Source organism: Paenibacillus sp. PvP094, from assembly GCF_040546835.1.
GTDB classification, from domain to species: domain Bacteria; phylum Bacillota; class Bacilli; order Paenibacillales; family Paenibacillaceae; genus Paenibacillus; species Paenibacillus illinoisensis.
On the sequence record NZ_JBEPOM010000001.1, the window covers coordinates 5251826 to 5274191 of the forward strand.

17 protein-coding genes are annotated in these 22366 nt (G+C 40.6%); 16 read left to right on the top strand and 1 reads right to left on the bottom strand.

What is annotated here, in order from left to right:
* Positions 1–25: 25 nt before the first annotated feature.
* From ABIC22_RS23925 to ABIC22_RS23945, 5 genes are all read left to right on the top strand, one after another.
* Entirely contained in the window at positions 26–850 is an 825-nt protein-coding gene (locus ABIC22_RS23925; protein WP_354484323.1) for an aldo/keto reductase, read from the top strand.
* On the top strand, positions 843–2027 hold the full coding sequence (locus ABIC22_RS23930; RefSeq protein ID WP_354484325.1) for an MFS transporter: 1185 nt from the start codon (positions 843–845) through the stop codon (positions 2025–2027). The genes ABIC22_RS23925 and ABIC22_RS23930 overlap by 8 nt, the downstream gene beginning before the upstream one ends.
* Positions 2028–2083: 56 nt before the next feature.
* Positions 2084–2434 carry a hypothetical protein gene (locus ABIC22_RS23935; RefSeq protein ID WP_354484327.1) on the top strand — a complete coding sequence of 117 codons (351 nt, stop codon included), beginning with the start codon at positions 2084–2086 and terminating at the stop codon, positions 2432–2434.
* 566 nt (positions 2435–3000) lie between these two features.
* Positions 3001–3198, top strand: a complete 198-nt coding sequence (locus ABIC22_RS23940) for a hypothetical protein (protein ID WP_127541279.1) — start codon at positions 3001–3003, stop codon at positions 3196–3198.
* 412 nt (positions 3199–3610) lie between these two features.
* Positions 3611–4264: a GntR family transcriptional regulator gene (locus ABIC22_RS23945; protein ID WP_127541281.1), complete on the top strand. Its 654-nt coding sequence runs from the start codon at positions 3611–3613 to the stop codon at positions 4262–4264.
* A 159-nt stretch (positions 4265–4423) separates the two neighbouring features.
* On the opposite strand, the gene ABIC22_RS23950 is transcribed toward ABIC22_RS23945, so the two are convergent.
* The gene (locus ABIC22_RS23950) at positions 4424–5212 is read right to left on the bottom strand and encodes an SDR family NAD(P)-dependent oxidoreductase (protein ID WP_127541283.1); all 789 of its coding nucleotides are present in this window, start codon (positions 5210–5212) and stop codon (positions 4424–4426) included.
* 716 nt (positions 5213–5928) lie between these two features.
* Here ABIC22_RS23950 and ABIC22_RS23955 point away from each other — a divergent pair.
* The 11 genes from ABIC22_RS23955 to ABIC22_RS24005 all read left to right on the top strand — a co-directional run bounded on the left by ABIC22_RS23955 (position 5929) and on the right by ABIC22_RS24005 (position 22232).
* Positions 5929–7080, top strand: coding sequence for a copper amine oxidase N-terminal domain-containing protein (locus ABIC22_RS23955; RefSeq protein WP_354484329.1), 1152 nt, complete (start codon positions 5929–5931; stop codon positions 7078–7080).
* 1622 nt (positions 7081–8702) lie between these two features.
* A complete protein-coding gene (locus ABIC22_RS23960; RefSeq protein WP_354484331.1) occupies positions 8703–9194 on the top strand; it encodes a MarR family winged helix-turn-helix transcriptional regulator in 492 nt (163 codons plus the stop codon).
* A 174-nt stretch (positions 9195–9368) separates the two neighbouring features.
* A complete protein-coding gene (locus tag ABIC22_RS23965; RefSeq protein ID WP_354484332.1) occupies positions 9369–10187 on the top strand; it encodes an SDR family oxidoreductase in 819 nt (272 codons plus the stop codon).
* A gap of 217 nt (positions 10188–10404) precedes the next feature.
* The gene (locus ABIC22_RS23970; protein WP_354484334.1) at positions 10405–10908 is read left to right on the top strand and encodes a hypothetical protein; all 504 of its coding nucleotides are present in this window, start codon (positions 10405–10407) and stop codon (positions 10906–10908) included.
* 846 nt (positions 10909–11754) lie between these two features.
* A complete protein-coding gene (locus ABIC22_RS23975) occupies positions 11755–12702 on the top strand; it encodes an ABC transporter permease (RefSeq protein ID WP_354484335.1) in 948 nt (315 codons plus the stop codon).
* A gap of 13 nt (positions 12703–12715) precedes the next feature.
* Positions 12716–13585, top strand: a complete 870-nt coding sequence (locus tag ABIC22_RS23980; RefSeq protein ID WP_354484336.1) for a carbohydrate ABC transporter permease — start codon at positions 12716–12718, stop codon at positions 13583–13585.
* A 65-nt stretch (positions 13586–13650) separates the two neighbouring features.
* Positions 13651–15237, top strand: coding sequence for an extracellular solute-binding protein (locus tag ABIC22_RS23985; RefSeq protein WP_354484337.1), 1587 nt, complete (start codon positions 13651–13653; stop codon positions 15235–15237).
* A 91-nt stretch (positions 15238–15328) separates the two neighbouring features.
* A complete protein-coding gene (locus ABIC22_RS23990) occupies positions 15329–17068 on the top strand; it encodes a sensor histidine kinase (RefSeq protein ID WP_354484338.1) in 1740 nt (579 codons plus the stop codon).
* On the top strand, positions 17068–18678 hold the full coding sequence (locus ABIC22_RS23995) for a response regulator (RefSeq protein ID WP_354484339.1): 1611 nt from the start codon (positions 17068–17070) through the stop codon (positions 18676–18678). The genes ABIC22_RS23990 and ABIC22_RS23995 overlap by 1 nt, the downstream gene beginning before the upstream one ends.
* 96 nt (positions 18679–18774) lie before the next feature.
* Positions 18775–21006 (top strand): FAD-dependent oxidoreductase, encoded by a 2232-nt coding sequence (locus ABIC22_RS24000; protein ID WP_354484340.1) that lies wholly within the window; start codon positions 18775–18777, stop codon positions 21004–21006.
* A gap of 17 nt (positions 21007–21023) precedes the next feature.
* A complete protein-coding gene (locus ABIC22_RS24005) occupies positions 21024–22232 on the top strand; it encodes an SGNH/GDSL hydrolase family protein (RefSeq protein WP_354484341.1) in 1209 nt (402 codons plus the stop codon).
* Positions 22233–22366: the final 134 nt, after the last annotated feature.

Sequence of the window (22366 nt, forward strand, 5' to 3'; positions counted from 1 at the left end):
AGTCTAACTTTAGGAGGATAACAGCATGAAAGATACTTTTACCGTATTGCGAAATGGTGTAAAAATGCCTTGGATGGGCCTTGGTGTTTGGACAGCGGAGCGTGAAGATGCAACAGAGCCTGTAAAATATGCATTGCAAAATGGGTACCTGAGCATTGATACAGCGACCGCATATCGCAATGAGAATCAAGTTGGACAGGCCATTATCGAATCTGGCGTAAATCGGGGAAATATTTTCGTTACTACAAAGGTGGCTAATGGGGATCAGGGATATGAGTCTACCCTTACAGCGTTTAACAAAAGCCTCGAAGCGCTAAAACTGGATTATCTGGATTTGTATTTGATACACTGGCCCGTGGAAGGGAAATCACACGAAACATGGAAGGCGTTAGAAGAGCTTTACAGCCAAAAGAAGGTCCGTGCAATCGGAGTTAGCAATTTCGAAATCGCCGACCTGGAACAGCTAAAGACGGTTGCTACTATTCAACCCATGGTAAATCAGGTCGAGTATCACCCCCACCTAACACGTAATGAACTGAGTACGTATTGCAAACAGCATCAGATCCAAATGGAAGCTTGGTCGCCGCTGATGAAGGGACTACTAAATGACCATCCGACACTGCTTGAAATTGCGGGAAGGCACCATAAATCCGTTGCTCAAGTCATTCTTCGATGGGATATTCAAAGCGGGTTTGTGACCATCCCTAAATCGTTCAATAAAATCAGAATGATGGAAAACCATAACATTTTTGATTTTACGCTCTCGGATGAAGAAGTCACACGAATTTCCTCGCTTAATAAGAGCGAAAAATTGCCAACGCCTGATATGAGCAAGTTCCGAGATGCCTAATGATCTAAGCAAGCCTTTATTGTTAACGTTGGCGATCGCATCAGGACTTGCGGTCGCTAATATTTATTATAACCAGCCGCTATTAGCGGATATTGCTGGCACCTTTGGTACAACGCAAGATCAAGCAGGCTATGTTTCGACTTTTACACAAACAGGTTACGCTGTGGGTTTGTTGCTATTCGTCCCATTGGGGGATGTACGAAATCGCCGGAATTTAATAACTGTACTTCTCTCATGTGTTACCCTTGCACTTATAGGTATGGCAATTTCGCCGACAATTACATGGCTTTACCTAGCCAGTTTAATGGTCGGTCTCACCACGGTGGTCCCCCAAATTCTTATTCCCTTTTCTGCTCAATTAGCTAAATCGGAGCAACGAGGGAAGGTAATTGGTACAGTAACAAGCGGTTTATTATTGGGTATCCTTCTGGCCAGAACGGTTTCGGGCCTTATTGGTGGATCCATTGGATGGCGATGGATGTACGGAATCGCAGCTATTCTGATGTTTCTCTTACTTATGGTTCTGCGATTCCGGTTACCTGACGATAGGCCTCAACATTCACCACCGTATAGTCAACTATTGAAATCTTTATGGACGTTACTTCGAAAGCATTCCCTTCTACGCGAAGCTATTTTAATTGGGGCGTTGAACTTTGCAGCTTTCAGCTTATTTTGGACTTCTCTTGTTTTTTTGCTCGAAGGGTATCCCTATCATTATTCAAGTCAGATTGCAGGTCTGTTTGGATTGGTTGGTATAGTTGGAGCTTTGGGCGTGCCATGGATCGGACGCCTTATTGATCGATTTATGCCGTCACAGGTCATCGGGATCATGATATTAATTCTCTTTTTTTCTTTTGTTTTATTTGTCTGGAATGGCAGTGTGCTCGTTCTAATTTTGGGGATTATACTCATGGACCTAGGTGTTCAAGGTGCCCAAGTCATGAATCAAACACGTATTTATTCGTTAGATGAAGGTGCTAAGAGCAGACTCAATACGGTTTTAATGGTAAGTACATTTTTGGGTGGAGCTTGCGGGTCAACTTTAAGTAGTTACTTGTGGAGTAACGGTCAATGGACTTATGTGTCGGTTGCTGGATGCTGTTTGGCTCTAACTTCATTTGTTGTATGGGGAATTTCGTATTTAAAGAACCGGAAAATTGATTATAATGTCGGATGAACTTTTTGATTGCATTAAAATAATATAAAATAGATGACATCATTGAGATTTATGCTATGAAGTCTTCATCTCCAACGCATAGTGCTATCCAATCCCACAGTTTGATGAAATGTAGCAAGGATGATCTTGAAAACCTTGTACTCCAGTTTGAAAGTCTAAATGGCGATATAAAGCAACAAATTACCTCTTCTGTATCAAAAGTGCTTGGTAAGCAAGTGTTCATATCAAAAATGGATAAAACTTCTTACAATTTATCTGAAATTGAAATGATTGCTAACACGATAAATGGATATATACTCACTATTAAAACCCTGGATATTCGTTCCGAATTTCTCAAATCAAACTACGATATTGATTTACCTCAAAAGACTTGTTTTGGGAAAGAGCTAGATCACAATCAAGAATAGCTAATTATGAGGAAATGATTCTTATTCAACTAACGGGAACCTTTAGTTTAACTAAGCAATCTTATGTACCCAATACATTTGAGCTTACTGGCTGGATAGCAACCGGCGGTGATAAATTTTGATAATCGAAATTGATGGTTATTTTGAAAATGTACTTATTATCGGCAAAACATGTTCAATTTCGGAATTAAGAAAGAAATATGAAGCATCCAAAACCTGTTGTACCAACATAAGTGAATTTTCAGATATTTTTTGTAGGATGTTTCAATTTGAACATCTGCCTTTTTCATACGAAATAGATGTTAGGCCAGATGTTGTAATTGATACAGATACTGACCGTATTTATGCGCCATGGTATTAAGCTAACGGGAAACGTTAATGTAACAATATAAAGAAAGCAGCTGGTCAATGTGATCAGCTGCTTTTGTTCAACTAACGGGCAGGTTAGCGTAGCTGATGCAAGAATAACTTGCATTATGGGAGAAGGAGTAGCTAAACTTGAAAAATGAACCGCCCATAATAGTGTGAAACTTTTACGTACAATTATTTAAGGAGGGTATCTCCACATGAAACGTATGTCAACTTCTGAATTGAATGAAATTTTAGTTAAAGCAACACTCTCGGCCAGACAAGAGGCCAAAAGCAATGGTGTGGCCATTGTATATGAAGAAAATGAAAAAATGATCAAGGAATATCCGGATGGCAGAAAAACAGAGATCATATACGAAGAAAATGGTAACAAAAAGGAAATTGAATACCCATGATCTGAAATAAAAGAACGATTATTGTTCAGCTAACGGGAAACGTTAGTCCAAAAAAGCAAGGGGCAGTTGGCCGGCTGGCAGCTGCTCCTTTTTATTAAGCTAACGGGCATGTTAGTTGGATTAAGAAATCACTAGTAGCAGCAGGTAAAATCTCCAAGAGAGAAAGCATAAAAAGATTAGAAGCTGAAAATAAAAGATTAAAGGAATTGTGATGAACTCAATTTTTCCAAGTCGTTTTTTATCTTGAGGTTTTTGTTACGTTGCCAATAAAAGAAGTAACTTCTTTCCGTTCTAATTATCTTTATAAAGATCCCTGGAATCTTGTTTAAAATCGAATACAAAATATATTATAATAAGATGATACGATACGGACTATAATTGTGATCTTTTATTAATTTGAAAGGATAGACTGATGAATAATTTCTTATCCACCTCCAACAGTGAAAATCCAAGAAATTCATTACCTGATGATATTGCACATTATATTTTGGGGAAAATATTTACCGGGGAATTAGGGCTTGGCGCAAGATTAATTGAAACGAATATAGCAAAGGAACTTAATGTGAGTAACATTCCAGTAAGGGAAGCATTCTATATTTTACAAAATACCGGAATTGTGGAAAGGCTACCAAGAAAAGGTGTCCGAGTTAAAGCAATATCGGAAGAAGAGATTGTTGACTACACTGTGGCACTAAAAGAATTATATAGAGTTGCTTTAGCCTACTCAGTTCCAAACTGGAATGATGAGCATCGAGAGAATTTAAAAAATTCCTTAAACGAAGCAAAAGAATTATTAGTTCAAGAGAAAATAGCTGAATATATCTCAAAATGCGATCAAATATCTTCCTACATTTTTGAAGTAGCTGGAAATAAAGTATTTTTAAGATTTTATTCCGAAATCACATATATTACAACAGCCTATTGCCAATCAATTTGGAATGATGCTGAAAAAGTAAAGAGCTGGCACTCCTATTTAGACGGTGCAGTTAATGCATTAATTCAATCAGACTTTAAACAGGCGGAACGGGAATTGGAACTATTGGCAAAAAGGTCCTTATTGGTTTAATTAGACTTTGCAAGCAATTCTATTCATCAAAAAAAGGTACTAACAAATCAAAAATGTTAGTACCTTTTTTTATTGTGTAATATATGATGACTCATCAGATGCTAATCTATTTAAATGGCACCCGATTGTGAATCTATCTTTTTTAAGTTCAATCGATGCTTATTCTTCTGAAGAAACAGCCGTAATATCACCTGCTTGTACAGTAAATCCTCCATCGATTACTTGAGATGTGCCTGTTGTAAATCCTGATTCATCACTAGCTAAATAGACCATTAAATAAGAAACTTCTTCTACTTTACCAACTCTTTTTAAAGGTTGACCTTTCATCGCAGCGTTACGTAATTCATCTGTCGGGAATCCTTCTCGGAACATAGCTGTATCTATAGTTCCCGGATGTACCGCGTTTACACGAACATTAAACGGTGCAAATTCAATTGCCGCCGCACGTGTTAATGCTGTTACAGCGCCCTTTGCGGCAGTATATGTTGAGAGACCGCCACTTGCATTGATTGCTGCAATGGACGACAAGTTGATGATAGAACCAACACCTTCTTCTTTCATATATGGTAGGACATTACGCATGCCGATGAAAACGCCCCATGCATCTATATCCATGACTCGATTCCACTGATCGTGTGTTAATTTATCAAATGTTGCGTTTGCTAGAACACCAGCATTATTAATTAGTACATTTAATTTTCCAAATTGTTCGTACGCTTTTTTAGTTACTTCTATCCAGTCATTTTCTTCTGCTACATTTAGTTTATAAGCAACTGCCGAACCAGGGAATTCCTTATTCACTTCATCAACTAATTGTTGTACACCTTCATAATTATAATCTGTTGCTACAACTTTTGCCCCTTCACTAGCAAAGATACGAACATGCATTGCACCCATACCTTGTGCAGCACCTGTAATTAGTACGACTTTCCCAACCAATCTTCCCATTATAAATATCTCCCTTATTAAAAATTAAATTATATATTATATATAATATATAATGTCTCCGTTTACATTTTATAAAATTATTAATGTTTTGTCCATAGTTATGACTTTTTTGTGAAGAATACTAATCTGTTAATTCCTATTTAATTAAACATCCTACATAAGGGAGGTCATAAGTCTTAATAAAGCGAAATATTGGTACATGAACTAGCTGTTGAGGACAAGAACATGTTCGTATTACCGATTAGATGAATATCTAAGTGGAAGTGGTTGGTCTCTTTTAAGTCACTAAAACAATAAAGGCTGGATTATAGATCAGATGACCAGCTTCAATGTTGGAACTATAAAAAGGTATCACTTTAGGAATAATAGAGCAGATCATTTATCCTAATGAATAAGGGAAGGAAGATCCTCATATGAATCAAACCTGCTTAGATCAAACTTTCTGCTGCCCCTGTCATTGTAGCGGGTCAAGAATTTGAACCGATTAACGTATTGCATAAAAACAATAATCGGTCTTCTTGTTAATTCATTAAGCTACCCTGAAAATTAACTCATAGTGTAACTCTAGAAAAAGACAATACAAAACTTTGATCTTGTTTTCAAACGAAGTTATTTTAATGTGATAAAGTATTGAAATTTACTTTCAACGTTAAAAGAATTACAACTATAAAAGTCACTGTTAAGGGTAATAGCTTTTACAGTGAGGGAGGGTAATTATGTTGGAAAAACGAGTTATTGTATGCTTCTTATCGATGTTATTCCTTGTTGATATTGGTTTTGCAAAGGAAGTTGAGGGGAAGGATATTACAGTGAAGGATGTTGTTGTAGAGTCAGGGATAGATAAAGAACTAAGTGAATTAAACGAACCTGTAATTGTGAGCAACGGAAGGGTACTTTTGCCTATTCGAAAAGTTGGCGAGGCGCTAAACCTAAAAGTTTATTGGGATCAGAAATCAAAAACAGCCTATTTATATGGCGTTAATCAAGAAATCAAAATGACAGTAGGTAGTAAAACAGCCTATGTAAACAACAATCCAACTTCGCTAGAAGTAACAGCCAAAGTAATCAACGGAAAAACATATATTCCTTTAAAATTTGTGTCTACTGCCACAGAAGAATCTGTTGTTTGGAATTCTTCATTGAAAACATTGACTGTCTCAAGAACTTATGCGATGGGTAGCGATAAGACAATAACTTATTGGATAAATCTCAGAACAGGTGAACTGAGTAAAGCAGATACAAGAGAGGCTGGAACAACAATAGGGAAGTTAGATACCCAGTTATCAGTTCTAAAAGATTTTTACGTTTCCCAGTTATCTGAATCTTCATCGTATATTGCTTATAATCAGATATCGGGACCATCCGGGACAGTTAAGGTTTCAGGCCAGGCAATAGTTGTTAATGATAAGTTAATCGATCAAGCTAATTTCTCAGTCATGGGTTACTACCCTGTATCAAATATTAAAAAGGCACAAGACAATGTAATAATTACTGATGGTAAACATGCTGAATTGCTTAATAAAGAGGGAAAAGTTCAAACTTCTATAGATCTGACTAAGATCATGGGCATAGACCAAATTTACATGCTTGAAGAATACAATAAAGACTTCATGATTTTAAGGGAATACGAATCACAGCATCTTATTGTTTATGATTTTAAAGAAGAGAAAGGAACTTTTGTCCACCAGGCAGTTAATCTTCCAGCGTATGAAAAAGACTACTTAATAACAGTAGGGCTAGATCGTAATGATGAAATGGAATACGACCACATTATTTTGTTTGATAAAGTGGACAGTAATGGCGATCTTTTATTCAAATATAAAAGTAAACAAACAGATAAGACTAACACCTACAAATTAGCCCGGTAAAATTGCCGAAAAGCATGTCCTATACGTTCAAGCCTCAACTGGATCATTTTTAATTGAAGTAAAGCAAGAACTGAACTGCACCGTATAGTTGGGAGTATCCCAAAGTTCAAATGCTAAAAATACGCTTAATTTTAGTTACATAACGCCTATCAACTATCCTGAAAATGAACACGTACAGACATTCGGTACGATTGAAAATGTCAGATCCGTTGAAATACTACCTGACTTATTCTATGCAGGAAGTGTAGACGGCATTGCTGGATATGTCATGAAAACAGATTATCTTAGTGAAACTACACGGTTGTCCCGCTTTTTGATGTTGATGGGAAATCCATCATGGTTCTATTTCTGTTGGTGCTAAGAAAACGAATTTTCCTAAAAACCATAACGGACAAACTTGTTCTGCCGTCGAGGCGGCTTCTCCTGAAACAGAATCTGAACTAATTGAGGCTATAGGTGTGGATGGTACAGAAGGATATGTACTAAAAAAAGACCTGAATGATGAGCAACCCTGTACACCTCAGGAAGCCATAGCACAGCAGAACAGTAGAATAGCAGAGGGGTACGATATTCCGCTGTGTGATATGGATGGTAAAAACGTGATTGGAGTGTTTCGTATGGGGGGAATTAACCCAAAAATATTGGTTTACTCGTACCAAGCGGGATTCTATCACAATGAAACATGGAGACAACAGGGTTAACTGATGTCTCAATAAGAGAAGGATTGGCCGCCTGTGTGTTGACTTAGACGCAGATATCGTCAAGAACTTCTCAGCCATAGAAACAACCATTATTGCAAATAGAAAACCATGGTATGTAACTTTATATTCAGTCATGCTATTAAAAGTATGACTTTTGAATATACATGGATATAGTTGTAAAACATGTCGAGGGACAAGAACATGGTCCCATTGAAGTCGCTATTTTAGCGGCTTTTTTAATTTATCGGTACAAGTTCTTGTCCCGATTGCCGGAATGGACAAGAACATAGTCTGATTTCCGATTAGATGAACATCTAATCATCGATAATATGCAATTAAAGCTTTATTAAGTACCATAATACATGAAAATGTTCACAATGTTATGTGACAACTGACAAGATGAGAGGTTAAACACGGTTGCTAGGTATTAAAAAATGCGAAATACGGACTAAAATAGCTGCTGATTTAGACGATCGGACACTTCCCTTTTTATTGTGTTCTATTTTTCAGTAAGCAGTTTATCTACAGAGACAGAGAATGCTTCATAGTCAAATGAACGGATACAGTGGCCAAAGCGATTATGTTCGGCAACAAGAGTCAATTTATTGAAGACAATACTCAGTTCGAATTCTATATTTTTGAGCTTCAGGTTGAGTTGGATCGTTTACAGGCAGATCTGGATGAAGCCAGGATCCCATGACTTACCGAAGAAGGTGGATGAACTAATTATGAATATGTTTAAACAGCGAAAGGCCGTGCACTATGGTCATTTTAAGGAAACGGCTACCTTTAATCGACGAAGTCCAACATGCGAGCGTTTTGATTTTCATAGAAAAGAAATAATGATTTGACATTTTCTGTGGGGTAAGTTATCTTTGCCTATATAGTTAAGCTATTAACTAAATGGAGATGACAGAACACATGGATAATCTGCAAGAAGAGAACTTACTGCCAATTGATCCTAAACAAGATACGCTGCAAGAATATTTGCTTAGTCTGCCACTGCCCAATGAAGCTTTTTTTACGATGGTTGAGGCGACTGCCAATCTGGTGGCCGTGTCGGAGAAATACTGGCAATCCCAAGGGCTAAATGGAGCAAGAATTCGCATACTTGTAGAGATTGCAAAAGATGGGGGAACGATGCTGCCTTCAGTGCTTGCCGAAAAAATCGGTGTCACCAAGGCTAACATTAGCTTGCTGCTGACTCCGCTGGAGCGTGATGGATACATTGCGAGGGCTGAACATGCCCGAGATGGTCGCAAGACGGTGATTTCCATTACCGATGAAGGACGGACATTATTGAGGGAGCATCTGCCGGGTAACCGTGAAGCTGTGGCTTTACAAATGGGCAACTTAGATGAACAGGAGCAGCATCAGTTGATTGTTCTGTTACAGAAGCTGAATAGGTCTTGATCCTTAATACACTTTAAAACGATACTAATACAAGTCGATTCTGAGGCAGGACATGTTTGGAAAGGGATGGGATTGGTTCAGCGAGGGATGTGTTGTAGTCCAGTGAATCACTCTGTTCATTTAGTTAATAACTTAACTACTTGTTGCAATTCTTTTACAGGAGGGAAAAGCAGGATGACGATCATGATTACAGGAGCCACAGGACAATTAGGCAATCTGATTATTGCAAATCTTCTAGTCCGGGTCCCCGCTACAGAAATTATCGCAGGTGTCCGTAATGGGGGGATGTCCGCAACCTTAAAAGCTTTAAAGGATCAGGGTGGGGAGGTTCGCTGTATTGACTATGATAGGCCGGAAACGCTACAGAAAGCCTTTACCGGTGTGAATAAATTGCTGCTGATTTCCAGCTCACATACCGATGATACAGTCCGGTTAACTCAACATACAAGTGTAATCAATGCGGCGAAGAACGCTGGAGTTGAACATATCCTGTATACCAGTTTTGCTTTCCCACAGACGAGTCTTAAAGGTTCGAGTAGCGTGCATAGACTTACCGAGCAGGTCATATTTGATTCGGGGATGAAGTATACGATTTTGCGCAATGGGCTGTATATTGATTTTGTGAATGTCCTTGGACTTCAGGAGGCGATACAAAGTGGCGTGCTAACAACTTCAGCCGGAGATTGGCGATTTAATGCGGTTACACGCAGTGATCTTGCACGGGCCATTGCGAACGTGCTTGCAGAGAAAGGGCATGAGCAGAGGATATATGAGTTGGCCGCGCCAAAGACTTGGAACTTTGCTGATCTGGCTGAGGTGCTCACAGCATTGGCGGATAAACCTGTCATGCACATCGAGGATGTGTCGGTACAACATTGGATCTATCCTTTTTTAAGCAGTATTGATACCGAATCTACGTCTAAGGACCTTGAGCAATTGATGGGCAAACCAATAACTTCGTTGGAGGAGAGCATTGCACCTTTTCTGAATTGATTATGTGGAACAACATCTGCACTTGCCGATTGAGATTGAGGACATTGCTAGGTCGTAAATGAGTTCAAAATATCTTTTTCAGCGCATGTTTCATGCAGTAATCGGTTTGACCGTAACTCAGTACGTGAGGAATAGGCGTCTTACGCTTGTGGCGCAGGAGTTAGCGGGAACGGATCTACAATGAATAAAATTAAATTTATTTGATTGGACTGTAGATATGAGAAAAAACTCCTATAAATTCGTTCTGATTGCATCCATTTTTCTGAATGTATTGCTCGTTATTCTCTCGTATAACAATCATTTAAATAAACAACGTAATTATGCATCTGGAGATCCTTCAGCCTATAGAACCTTTATTCATGGTTTGAGTTATTTTAGTGAATCGATAGGTACTTTAAAAGCTGAAAATTCTAAATCTGAAAATACGAATATTCTTATTCATGCAAAAGAGCGGTTAAACCTTGAAATGAATTCTTATATTAAATTTGAGAATTCTATGGCTTCAACAAATCTCGAATCCTCAATCCTTGATGACAAAGTGACGATGGTTAATGAATCCATGTTTAAGGTACTTTCTTCGTATGTACGAGGAGAATATAATTTACAACAAATAAATCAATTCAAAATGCAGGTGGATGAATTGCTGAATAACCTGCCTAAATCTTATGATACAAAGATGAAAGATGATTTTATAAAAACCATTAATAATCTTTCTTATTAAGTCAGAACATGAGACCTTAAGTTAAGACCGTTTTCCAAGATATTCTTGGGAGACGGTCTTTACAGCTTTTTAAGAGCAAATTTTGATAATACAAACTCATGTCCTTAGCCGATGATGATCAAGAAGGTGGGGTATAATGATTTAGTTAGTGTTAGTTAGTTAGTTAGTTAGTTAGTAGAAGAATAACTTGCGAAGGTGTCGAGGGACAAGAACATAGTCCCATTGAAGTCGCTATTTAAGCGGCTTATTTATGTAATCGGTACAAGTTCGTGTCCCGAGCCAAGGACAAGAACTTGTACCGATTACCGTTTTAATGGATATCTAAATAAGAAGCGCAAGTAGTTCAAACCTCAATAAATACACTACTGGGCATGATACATGACAGTTTTCGCATCTTTATGGAAACAACTGCCTCGAGATCTTTTCCCCGAAATGAAATTGGTGTCCGTAGGGAAGAAGGCCAAATCCGCATGCGGAAACTTTAAATAAAAACAATTAGGCAACTCAACCATCCCAACGGGCTGAAATATTCCGGCAGCAGTTTTACTTTCTGTTTCCCAAAAAAAGGTATGGACATGTTGGTTTATTGCATGATTTATTTAACAACTAACGCTACATAAGTTCCAGATTTGATAAAACCATGGATCTAAGCTTTTCTTTTTTTACGGTTGTATTGATTTTTGTAGTACTGGTTCTTGATGTCCTAATTATTCTGCGATAGCGGCGCCTTCCCCTTCGTTATAAAGCCCACTTACTTAATATCTTATAAGAAATTCTTGAAATTTCAGAAATTTATCCGATAGGAGGATGCTATTATACAACTACAAATAAAGATGAGGTGATGATATGCAAGTGAAATTGGCAGCGGACGCCATTCCCCTCTCCAAAAAGCGGAAGTCATGGATAAGGACGATACAAAAGTATAAAGTGATGTATGCTCTCTTATTACCGGCCTTAATTTACTTTGCCGTATTCAAATACATTCCTATGGCGGGAATCATGATTGCTTTTAAAAACTACAACCTCGCTTTGGGAGTATGGGATAGCCCGTGGGTGGGATTCAAGAATTTTACGGATTTTATGAATGGCGTTTATTTCTGGGACATCATGAAAAATACGATTGTTATATCGCTCTATAAGCTATTGTTCGGTTTCTCCGCTCCCATCTTACTTGCTTTACTGCTCAATGAAGTTCATACCCAATGGTTTAAGAAAATCGTACAAACCATTACTTATTTACCCCACTTTCTGTCTTGGGTCATTGTATATGGATTGATGGTAGCCTTATTAGCCCCAGGCGATGGCCTTTTTAATATGATTTTGAAGGAAAGTGGTTTTCAGCCCATCTCATTTCTAACGGAGCCTGCTTGGGGAAGACTGCTGGTCATCGCATCTGAAATATGGAAGGACATTGGATGGGGAGCGATACTGTACCTCGCCGCATTAGCAGGTATTGATCCAAGCTTATATGAGGCGGCTCGAATGGATGGAGCTTCCAAATGGAGACAACTCTGGCATATCACTTTACCCGGCATTCGAGGAGTCATTATTCTGATGCTGATCCTTAAATTAAGCCATATTCTGGATGCTGGCTTTGACCAAATATTCATGTTTGCCAACACCTTTAACCAGGAGAAGATCGATATTATCGATACATGGGTATACCGTGAAGGGTTGGAGCGTCTGAAGATTGGCTTGGCTACTGCTGTAGGATTGTTTAAAGCTGTCATCGGATTTGCTTTAGTTCTGGCAGCAAATAAGCTTGCCAAAAAATTCGATGGGCAAATTTGGTGAGGTGGTTGATTAAATGATCCATTTGACAATCGGAGAAAAAGTCTGGCAATTCGTCGTTTATGTTATTCTTATTTTTTTATCCCTACTTTGCTTATTACCCTTTTTATATGTGATTGCTGTCTCCGTGACGCCAGAATCGGAAGTGTTACGAAGAGGGATTGTTATTATACCAGAATCTTTTACCTTTCTGGCCTATAAAGAAGTATTCATTTCTCATGGGCTCTGGCAGGCGTATAAAATTACGTTGTTTCGAACGATCATAGGCACTGCATTAAATGTGTTTTTTACGGTCATCGCGGCGTACCCGTTATCCAAAAAATATTTGCCGGGACGCAGTCCGTTTTTACTATTCATTGTGTTTACCATGATGTTCAGTGGGGGGTTAATTCCGACTTATCTACTAATTCGCTCTCTGGGGTTGCTAAACAGTCCGTGGGTATTGATTATTCCGAATCTTATTAGTGCATTTAATCTGGTGATTATTAAAGGCTTTTTCGAGCAATTGCCAGGTGAAATCGAGGAATCAGCGAGGGTTGACGGTGCAAGTGAACTACAATCGTTATGGCGGATCATTTTACCACTGTCTTTGCCCGTCATCTCTACCATTTCTTTATTTTACGCAGTGGGGCATTGGAACAGTTATTTCGATGCTATTGTATATATCAATGATCCCGACCTCATGCCGCTTCAAGTAGTCTTACGCAACATCCTGCTTAACGTCGCAACACAAAGTGCTGAGTCGCTCGCCAATTCCGGAACTGTAAGTACGTTCGCTGTGCAGATGGCTACAGTTGTCGTAACTACGATTCCGATTTTGATCGTTTACCCATTTTTGCAAAAGCATTTTACCAAAGGTGTACTCCTGGGATCCGTTAAAGGGTAAAAGATGTTCCAACCTAAGTTATTACGGGGAAACCGTGATAATATACAAGCAAAGGAGAGGTCAATATGGAGCGTAAAAAGATTTCATTTGCTATTCTGTCGGCAATCTTAGGACTGGGAACGTTATTGTCAGGATGTGGGGGAAATGAAGAAGTTACATCGACAACTTCGGGTAATTCGCAAGGGCAGTCTGGTCAGTTTGAAACCAAAATGAAAATTTCGATGTTTAACCAAGGTACGTTCAATGCTGCTGCTCCGATCCCTCCACGTGATGAAGATATTCAACGCCAAATGTTGGAAAAAGAGATGAACATCGACTTGGATATGGTGATTCCTCAAGCTGGGCAGGCAACAACCAAACTGAATACGCTCATTGCAGGCGGAGATATTCCAGATTTGATCTTCTTGAAGAGTCGTGCTGATCTCGCGCAATATTATGACCAAGGTGTTCTTGCGGATTTGACACCGTATCTGGATCAATTTCCTGAATTACAGAAACGTTTTAGCGACGACTCCTGGGAGGCTATGTCATATCAAGGAAAAACGATCGGAGTTCCAGGGTACGACAATGTAAACGGTATCAGTCGAAGCTACTTCATCCGCAATGATTGGCTGAAAAAGCTGAATATGAAAGTGCCAACAACACCTGATGAGTTGTTCGAAGTTATGAAAGCCTTTACAGAGAAAGATCCGGACGGAAATGGCAAAAACGATACGTACGGATTCATCGGCGGTATGAATAAAGAAGGCAATCTGCAAACCTACGGCTTCGATAGCTTGATGTGGATGTTTGGCGTTAATCCGCCTTCGGCCGTTGAGATTAAAGATAATGAACCGGTATTTCTGTTTACCGATCCCAAAATGAAAGAGGCCCTTGCTTACATTAATAAAATGATGGCAGCCAAAGTGGTTGACCCAGACTGGGTGACGATGAATTCGCCTGATTTGTTGGACCAAAAGATGTTTAAAGGTAAAGTTGGCTTCATGATCAGAGATGCTCGAAGACTGGAGCCGGATTATCAGCAGAAAATGAAAGAAATTAGTGGAGAGGTGCCGGAATGGATCGTTATCCCTCCGATGAAAGGTCCGTACGGTGATCAAATTGTTGAGAGAAAATCGTTCCAAGGCAATTCATGGGCTATATCCGCGAAAGCGGATAAGGACAAAATCATTCGGATCTTGTCCATGCTGAATTATCTCTTTACGGATAAAGAAGCCTATCCCAACTTTGCATACGGAATTAAAGGGATTCATTGGGATGTGGTGGACGGTAAAATCAAAAATAAAACCTCCGAATTATCGAAGGAAGTGAAGGAAAAGTACCTGTGGGTTGATCATTATAGAATGCCACGCCGTGGTGATGATGCGGAGTATTTCAGCTTTCAGAATCCGAAGACGGCGGAAGCTTTCAATAACAATCAGCAATATGTGGGGCCAACGCTGCCCGGAAATTTATTGACCCCAGACCCCAGCGATACCTTGGATGCTGACCGCCAACGTTTCATTAATGAAAGTTTAGTAAAATTTATGACGGGCAAAGAGCCTCTTTCCAACTGGGACAATTTCCTCCAAACGTTGGATAACAAGTTTGACATGCAGAAATATAAGGAAACTGCTATCAAACAATTTAAAGAAGCCGGCCTTATCAAGTAAATAAACAAAGAGAGAGTGGCTATTCGTAGCCCCTCTCTTTATTAGCATATGCTATTCTTAGTTTAAAACGGAACTAAAAGGAAGATGATCGATGCGAAGAAGAATCAGCTTGCCTTTAAAATTATTTTTTATCGTGTTTGCCTTTGTATTAGGCTGCATCATCTTGATAAGCCAACTGTCTTATCGCTATGTCCAAAAGGAAATAAGAACCAATGACATTTTTTACACCAATCAAATACTAGACAAGGTAGACCAGTATTTCACCGTTAATTTCTCCTCCTTCCAGACGATTCTCTTCTCAGTCGAAACATCAGTGAAAGCCAACATTAACAATACCGAAGTGATTAAAAAGCAATTAAGAGAGCTGTATGAACTCAACAGTATTTATGTCAGTAATATATATTTGATCAAAAGCGATTTATCCATTCTGGGTGGAAGTACACCTACTCGAATATTCGATGAACCTTTATCTGAAAGAGCACCTTTATTTGATGCGGCTGACAAGAGTAGAAGGACTACCTTTGTTAGTGAACCTTACAAATCGAAGTATTCCGGCTGGACCGTTACGATGGTTCGTTATCTGAACGTTTCTCCATTCCCTATGGCCATTGCGGTTGATTTGGATCTAAATGCCATTGAAGAAACCTTGTTCAAAATTAATAAACAGGAACAAATGAATCTGGCTCTGATCACTGCGTCAGGTAAGATCATTGCCGGATTTTCTGAGAATAAAGGACCTCTGAATATTCAAGATCATTCTTTTTCGATCGGAGAGACGTCAGCGGAAGAAATTCTGGATACGACAGAAACAAACCTTCAACTGTATACCAACGATGGCACTCCGGTCTCCCTTTTGAAAAAACCAACGGAGAAATTCAACTGGACCATCATCTCGATCAACGATGAATCACGTTTAAAAGCGTCGTTATCCAGATTGGAAACCTATTATATCGAGCTTCTCGCTGCAGGTCTTCTTTTAAGTTTGTTCATTTCTTTTTTGGTTGCAAAATATATAAGAAAACCACTCTATACGCTCAAAACAAAAATGAAGCAGGTGGAACAAGGCATCCTCACAACGACTATAACGATTAATCGAAACGATGAGTTTGGCGATCTTTCACGGGCATTCGATCGTATGCTTCAGCAGATTGTTGAACTGATTCGCCGAGCCGAGCTTCATAATGAACTTGAGCGGAAGTTGGAAATTCAGGTGTTACAGTCTCAAATTAATCCACATTTTCTGTATAACACACTTGGTTCGATCAGCAATGTGATACGTCTCGGACAAATAGAGAAGGTAGATGTGGTGATCGGGTCGCTCATTTCATTATTGGAGTATGGGATAGACGACGCTTCAGAGAAGGTTTCCTTACGCCAGGAATTACGCAATGTAGCAGACTATATCGAGATCCAGAACATTCGGTATAACCGAAACTTCCACTTGATTGAAGATATCGAAGCAGGGTTAATGGATTTTCCGGTTTTCCGAATGCTGCTGCAGCCCCTTGTGGAGAATAGTATCTTCCATGGTTACAACGGAGGGGGAATTGAGGGACCTATTACGATTCATGCGTACAGGGAGGACAGTATCGTCATCATAGAAGTTGTTGATCAAGGCGAGGGAATTCCAGCTGATAAAATAAAGCATATTTTAATCTCAGAACCGAGTGAAGAGGAAGTGAAAAGGAAAAGAATCGGGCTGAATAATATTCATGGGCGAATAAGACTTCACTACGGAGATCAATTCGGGCTGGATATCATAAGTATACCTAAGGAAATAACCCGTATACGCGCTGTATTCCCGGCAGAATTGCAAAAAGGAGATGCATAATGGGGAGAGACTATACCTGCTTCATTGTTGACGATGAAGACCTGATCATTCAACGATTGGAATTGTTTTTTAATGAGCTTTCTAATAGGGATAGACGATTTGTTCTAGTGGGCAAAGCCAATAATGGCCTGAATGGGATCGAGGAGATCATAAAACTTAAACCGGATATCGTCATATCCGATATTGTAATGCCGCGAATGGACGGAATCTCCATGATTGAGCAGCTCAAGTCGGAGCTCCCCCATACCCAATACATACTGCTGACCGCCTATTCATCTTTTGAATACGCTCAGCGAGCGATTCAAGCCAACGTATTAGAGTACATTGTAAAGGTTCCGCTGAGGGAAGCGGATTTGAATCGAGCGTTGGATAAGGCAGCCGGAATTTTAAATGAGTTTGAGAAAAAAGAGGCGGAGTTTCACTCGTTAAACGTATCCGTGCTTGAAAATAAATACAGAGTCCGCAAGCAATTTTTTAACGAATTGATCCGAGGTGAAATTCCTTCTCATCGGGCATCGGATTTTGCCAATCGCATGCAGTTTCATTTCTTTCAAGCCAACTATTGCTGTTTCATCGTTGAGATGAATACGTATGAAAGTTTCCGAAACGAGTACGCGGCCACAGATCAAAACATCTTGAAGTATGCGATTACAAATATCATCGAAGAAACGGTGATGGATGGTAGCAGTGGGGTAGCTGCGGATCTGTCCGATAATCGTTTTATTGGCTTTCTATCCTGGGAAAATAACCGCAGTGATATGGAAACGGAATATGCTTGCCTATCCTTGGGAGGGCAGATCATCTCTCATTTGCATCAATACTTGAATCAAAGGGTTTCCGTCGCTTTTGGAGGTCCACACCGAGGCTGGGAATCGATCAAACAGGCGTACACGGAAGCTAAAAATGTGAGTGAGGATTTCTATTATCATACCGAGAAAGTCGTAAAAACACCGATGCATCGGTTCCAATACCATAATGACAAAAAAGCAGACTTTCAGCAGAAGCTGAATGATTTTCTTATACGCCTGAAGAGGAAGATTTCCAAGGTAGAACTGGACAATGCACTTGCCGATCTGTCGCAATTTGTTACGGACCATAAAATTCACAAGTCCATCATGGTGCCAATGATTAGAGACTTGTACAGAGACATTACCGTGAAATTTAAATCAGGAAATAAGATGGCCACGGAAGTTCCAGACTTCCCCATGGAATTTATGGCTTTTCAGGAGCAGCTCGCCTATATTGGAGACTTCACATTCGAATACGTGCATGCGGGCCAACTGTTACATCGTGCAGAAATTATAAGTGCTATGCATTTTATAGAGAAAAACCTGAAACAGCGTTTAACGCTGGAGGCCATTGCGGAGGAAGTGAATCTAGCGCCATCGTATTTTAGCAGCTTATTCAAAAAAACAATGAACGAAGGCGTGATTAGCTACATCAACCGTAAAAAAATCAACCTCGCTCTTGAGTTGTTACATGTGAAGGATTATTCTTTATTGGAATTGTGCGAGGAAGTAGGCATTGTCAATGAAGGTTACTTTTGCAAACTTTTTAAAGAATATACCGGTGATACACCTAAGCAATACCGGATCAAAATGACACGGTAGGAATTCCAATAAGGATACAAAAAATGTATGATTTTTTCGCGAAATCCTGTAAAAAAAAACGGGCCAAAACCATTACCATGATAGGAGTATCTATTCATGGAGGTTATCAAAATGGAGCTTATGAAAGCTGATGTAACTGTCATAGGTGGAGGAATTGCCGGAATATGCGCTGCCATTGCTGCCGCGCGCCAAGGGCTGCAGGTTTCACTTATCAATGATCGGCCAGTTCTTGGGGGAAATGCGAGCAGCGAGGTCAGAGTTCATATCAACGGGTCGGCATATCTCGGAAACAGTCCATCCTATTATGCTCGCGAGGGCGGGTTGGTAGAAGAACTGAAACTGAAGATCTTTCATTATAATCCGTTATACAACAAGAAACTTATGCTTTCGCTTTCGGATACGGTTTTGCTCGACATGGTTTATGATGAGCCCAACATTTCTCTATTTCTGAACACATGTGTACATGAAACGGGCATGGAGAACGGCAGAATTCAATGGGTGGAGGGCCTTCAATTGGCTTCCGAGAGAAAATTTCGTTTTGAAAGCTCAACCTATATCGATTGCTCCGGGGATGGAATTGTTGGATATCAAGCAGGAGCTCACTTCCGATGGGGAAGAGAGGCGAAGCACGAATACAAGGAGGAGCTCGCTCCAGAAGTGGCGGATCATTACACCATGGGCGATACGATTCTGTTTCAAGCCCGTGACGTAAACTATGCCGTTCCTTACAAAAGGCCTGGCTTTGCGTATGATATTACGAAGCTGGAGTTTTTTGATAGTATCAGAAAAGGATTAAACCATCGGTCTTTTCCAAGGAAAATCAATGGGCTTGGCGGATTGTGGTGGCTGGAATACGGTGGACATATGGATATTATCAAGAATAATGAAGACATCGCATTGGAACTGCGCAAATTGGTGTACGGGATCTGGGATTATATCAAAAATAGCGGCGAGTTTGATGATGTAGACAATCTCATTTTGGATTATGTATGCCCGATTCCGGGAAAGCGGGAATCGAGACGGTTTATAGGGGAACACATGCTGTCTCAGAACGATCTTACAACAAAGCCTCATTTCGAAGATGCGGTATCCGTCGGAGGATGGTATATGGATCTGCATGCAAATAAAGGCATCTACGATGAGGGGCCGGCTACGGCGTGGAACTTTGTGCCGGGATTGTATAATATCCCGTTTCGCAGCTTGTTTTCACGTAATATCCCAAATCTCATGTTCGCTGGTCGCAATATAAGCGCTACCCATGTGGCTTTTGGATCTACAAGGGTGATGGCAACCTGTGGTTGTATGGGGCAGGCGGTAGGAACAGCTGCTGCGTTATGCGTAAAATATGAAACAGACCCCGCGGACATCGTCAAAGCCCATATGGGTGAGCTTCAGGCGCAGCTGCTTCGAGACGGGCAAACGATTGTCGGCCTTCAAGAGCCGTTGGATCCTTATTTCGCAGACGGATTAACGGTTCGTGCCTCGTCTCAGCGAAGCTATGAACAACTTCATCCAACCGAAGAGGTCTCCTTGGAGAAAGCGTTATGTTTGGTCTTGCCGATCCAGACATCTCTGCTTGAAAGCGTACAGATCAAAATTAAAAATAGATCCGAGCATTCGGAGACGCTGCAAGTGAAACTGTATGGTGGTGATCGAAAGGAAAACTATATTCCTACCAACGAGCTGAAAGATTACCGCTTGGTTATTTCAGCGGGTTACGATGACTGGATATCGCTTGACCTCAGCTGCAAGAAGCCGGCTGACGACAAAATCTACATCGTATTGGAGGGTACGGCAAGCCTTGCTGTACACACCAATGAAGAGAAAATGACAGGAGCGGTGAGCTTCCATTATAGACCGGAAGAGCCGTCCAGACTGAAGAAATTCAACAGAAGTATTTGCTTCAAGGATCTGATACCATCCCAGGATATGTATAATCCCGCGAATGTCGTCAACGGATACTCCAGACCTTATGGTCTGCCGAACGGCTGGATTTCTGAACGTACGGAAGGACAGGAATGGTTGGAATTTGGTTTTGCAAGCCCCAGAAATCTGGATGAACTCCATCTTGTTTTCAATTCACAGCTGAACTTGGAGCATTTCGACGATCCAATCGAGCCACTGATCCAGGATTATAAAGTGACCTTAACGTTAGAGGACGGAACAAAGAGTGAAATTAAAGTCCGCGGAAATTATCTTTCGTTGAATAAACATCAGGTGAATGTACAAGGTGTAACCCAGATCCGGTTTGATTTCTGTGCAACGTATGGCTCACCTTATTATGAAGTGTTTGCAGTGAAATTTTTTGCTCCTAAAAATGCGAAGTGAGGTCGGGTGAAGTTGCGATGAAAGAATTTTTTCCTCGGAGAGGGCTGCCTAATGTCATTCAGAAGTTGGAAAATGGGGAACCTGTGACCATCGTTTATTTTGGCGGCAGTAATACACGTTCGGAAGGATACAGGGTCATGACCGCGGATTGGCTGCGAGAGCAATATCCCCAAGCCGATATCCGCGCAGTGAACGCAGGCATTGATGGGACAGGATCGGACCTCGGCTGCGCCCGTTTGCAGACAGATGTACTGCGTCATCAGCCTGATCTCGTATTTGTTGAATTTGTTGGCAACGATGGCGGAGTTCCCGAATCCAAGGCGCGGATCGAAGGCATTGTCCGACAGATCCGCAAGCGCAGCCGGTTTACCGATATCCTGTTTGTTTATACGGTTAAGGAGCGGGATTTAACCTTATTTCAATCTGGCCAATACCAGAAGGGAGCTCTTATGCAAGAGGAAGTGGCCGATTATTACGGCATTCCTTCGATTCATCTGGGCGTAGCCGTCAGTCAATTGGTTTCGGATGGAAAGCTTATTTTCACCTCAAGGGCAGACGTGCTCATTCCCGGAGCCGTTATTTTTACGCATGATTCGATCCATCCGACTATTCCCGAAGGACACCAGATTTACACGGACACAATCATTCGGTCGTTTGAGCAAATGAGTGAACTTCGAGATCACGTGGGAAAAGTCGAACATCACTTGCCGCCGGACCCTTTGGTCCCGGCTAATCCGTGGGAGTATGCGACCATGCTGCCGCTGGACCGTCTTACTCTTTTTTCGGCAGGATGGTCTTACATGACCCCTGATAATTTTGCTTTAGTGCGCGAGTACGATTGGTTGTTCCCCGGCCTATGGCGGGCAGTCGATCCTGGAGAGACGATCACGGTGGAGTTTGAGGGAACCCACATCGGGTTATTCGATATCGGGGGGCCGGATTCTGGCCGATTGAAGGTGTCGGTGGATGGAGGAGAACCCTTTCTTGTCGATCGATTCACACCCTATAACGATCATAATCGAAATCAGTATGTTTTCTTGCCGGAGCTACCGAATGGGAAACATAGCGTTCGCTTTGAGATCGATCAGGAGAAGATTGACAAAGCGGCCGTGTTTGAGGCAAGTGGCAATAAACGAAGTATGGAACATGTTCGGCAGCATCCAGCTTGGTATGATCAAACAGTCATTCAGCTTGGAAAGTTGTTATTGGTGCAGCCGCCATTATAATGGATGGGTTCACTCGAAACACTTGGAAGACCTATATTCTAGCTGACTGCAACTGAGCAATCAATTAGGATGTAGGTTTCTTTTTTTACTTAAAATCGTATAAGAAATTCTTAAAATGAAAGAAATTTCACCGT

Coding starts and splice junctions, on each gene's coding strand:
- ABIC22_RS23975 (WP_354484335.1), top strand. CDS start 11,755: ATGCAAGTGAAATTGGCAGCGGACGCCATTCCCCTCTCCAAAAAGCGG.
- ABIC22_RS23925 (WP_354484323.1), top strand. CDS start 26: ATGAAAGATACTTTTACCGTATTGCGAAATGGTGTAAAAATGCCTTGG.
- ABIC22_RS24005 (WP_354484341.1), top strand. CDS start 21,024: ATGAAAGAATTTTTTCCTCGGAGAGGGCTGCCTAATGTCATTCAGAAG.
- ABIC22_RS23980 (WP_354484336.1), top strand. CDS start 12,716: ATGATCCATTTGACAATCGGAGAAAAAGTCTGGCAATTCGTCGTTTAT.
- ABIC22_RS23985 (WP_354484337.1), top strand. CDS start 13,651: ATGGAGCGTAAAAAGATTTCATTTGCTATTCTGTCGGCAATCTTAGGA.
- ABIC22_RS24000 (WP_354484340.1), top strand. CDS start 18,775: ATGGAGGTTATCAAAATGGAGCTTATGAAAGCTGATGTAACTGTCATA.
- ABIC22_RS23945 (WP_127541281.1), top strand. CDS start 3,611: ATGAATAATTTCTTATCCACCTCCAACAGTGAAAATCCAAGAAATTCA.
- ABIC22_RS23955 (WP_354484329.1), top strand. CDS start 5,929: ATGTTGGAAAAACGAGTTATTGTATGCTTCTTATCGATGTTATTCCTT.
- ABIC22_RS23935 (WP_354484327.1), top strand. CDS start 2,084: ATGAAGTCTTCATCTCCAACGCATAGTGCTATCCAATCCCACAGTTTG.
- ABIC22_RS23960 (WP_354484331.1), top strand. CDS start 8,703: ATGGATAATCTGCAAGAAGAGAACTTACTGCCAATTGATCCTAAACAA.
- ABIC22_RS23940 (WP_127541279.1), top strand. CDS start 3,001: ATGAAACGTATGTCAACTTCTGAATTGAATGAAATTTTAGTTAAAGCA.
- ABIC22_RS23965 (WP_354484332.1), top strand. CDS start 9,369: ATGACGATCATGATTACAGGAGCCACAGGACAATTAGGCAATCTGATT.
- ABIC22_RS23930 (WP_354484325.1), top strand. CDS start 843: ATGCCTAATGATCTAAGCAAGCCTTTATTGTTAACGTTGGCGATCGCA.
- ABIC22_RS23970 (WP_354484334.1), top strand. CDS start 10,405: ATGAGAAAAAACTCCTATAAATTCGTTCTGATTGCATCCATTTTTCTG.
- ABIC22_RS23950 (WP_127541283.1), bottom strand. CDS start 5,212: ATGGGAAGATTGGTTGGGAAAGTCGTACTAATTACAGGTGCTGCACAA.
- ABIC22_RS23990 (WP_354484338.1), top strand. CDS start 15,329: ATGCGAAGAAGAATCAGCTTGCCTTTAAAATTATTTTTTATCGTGTTT.
- ABIC22_RS23995 (WP_354484339.1), top strand. CDS start 17,068: ATGGGGAGAGACTATACCTGCTTCATTGTTGACGATGAAGACCTGATC.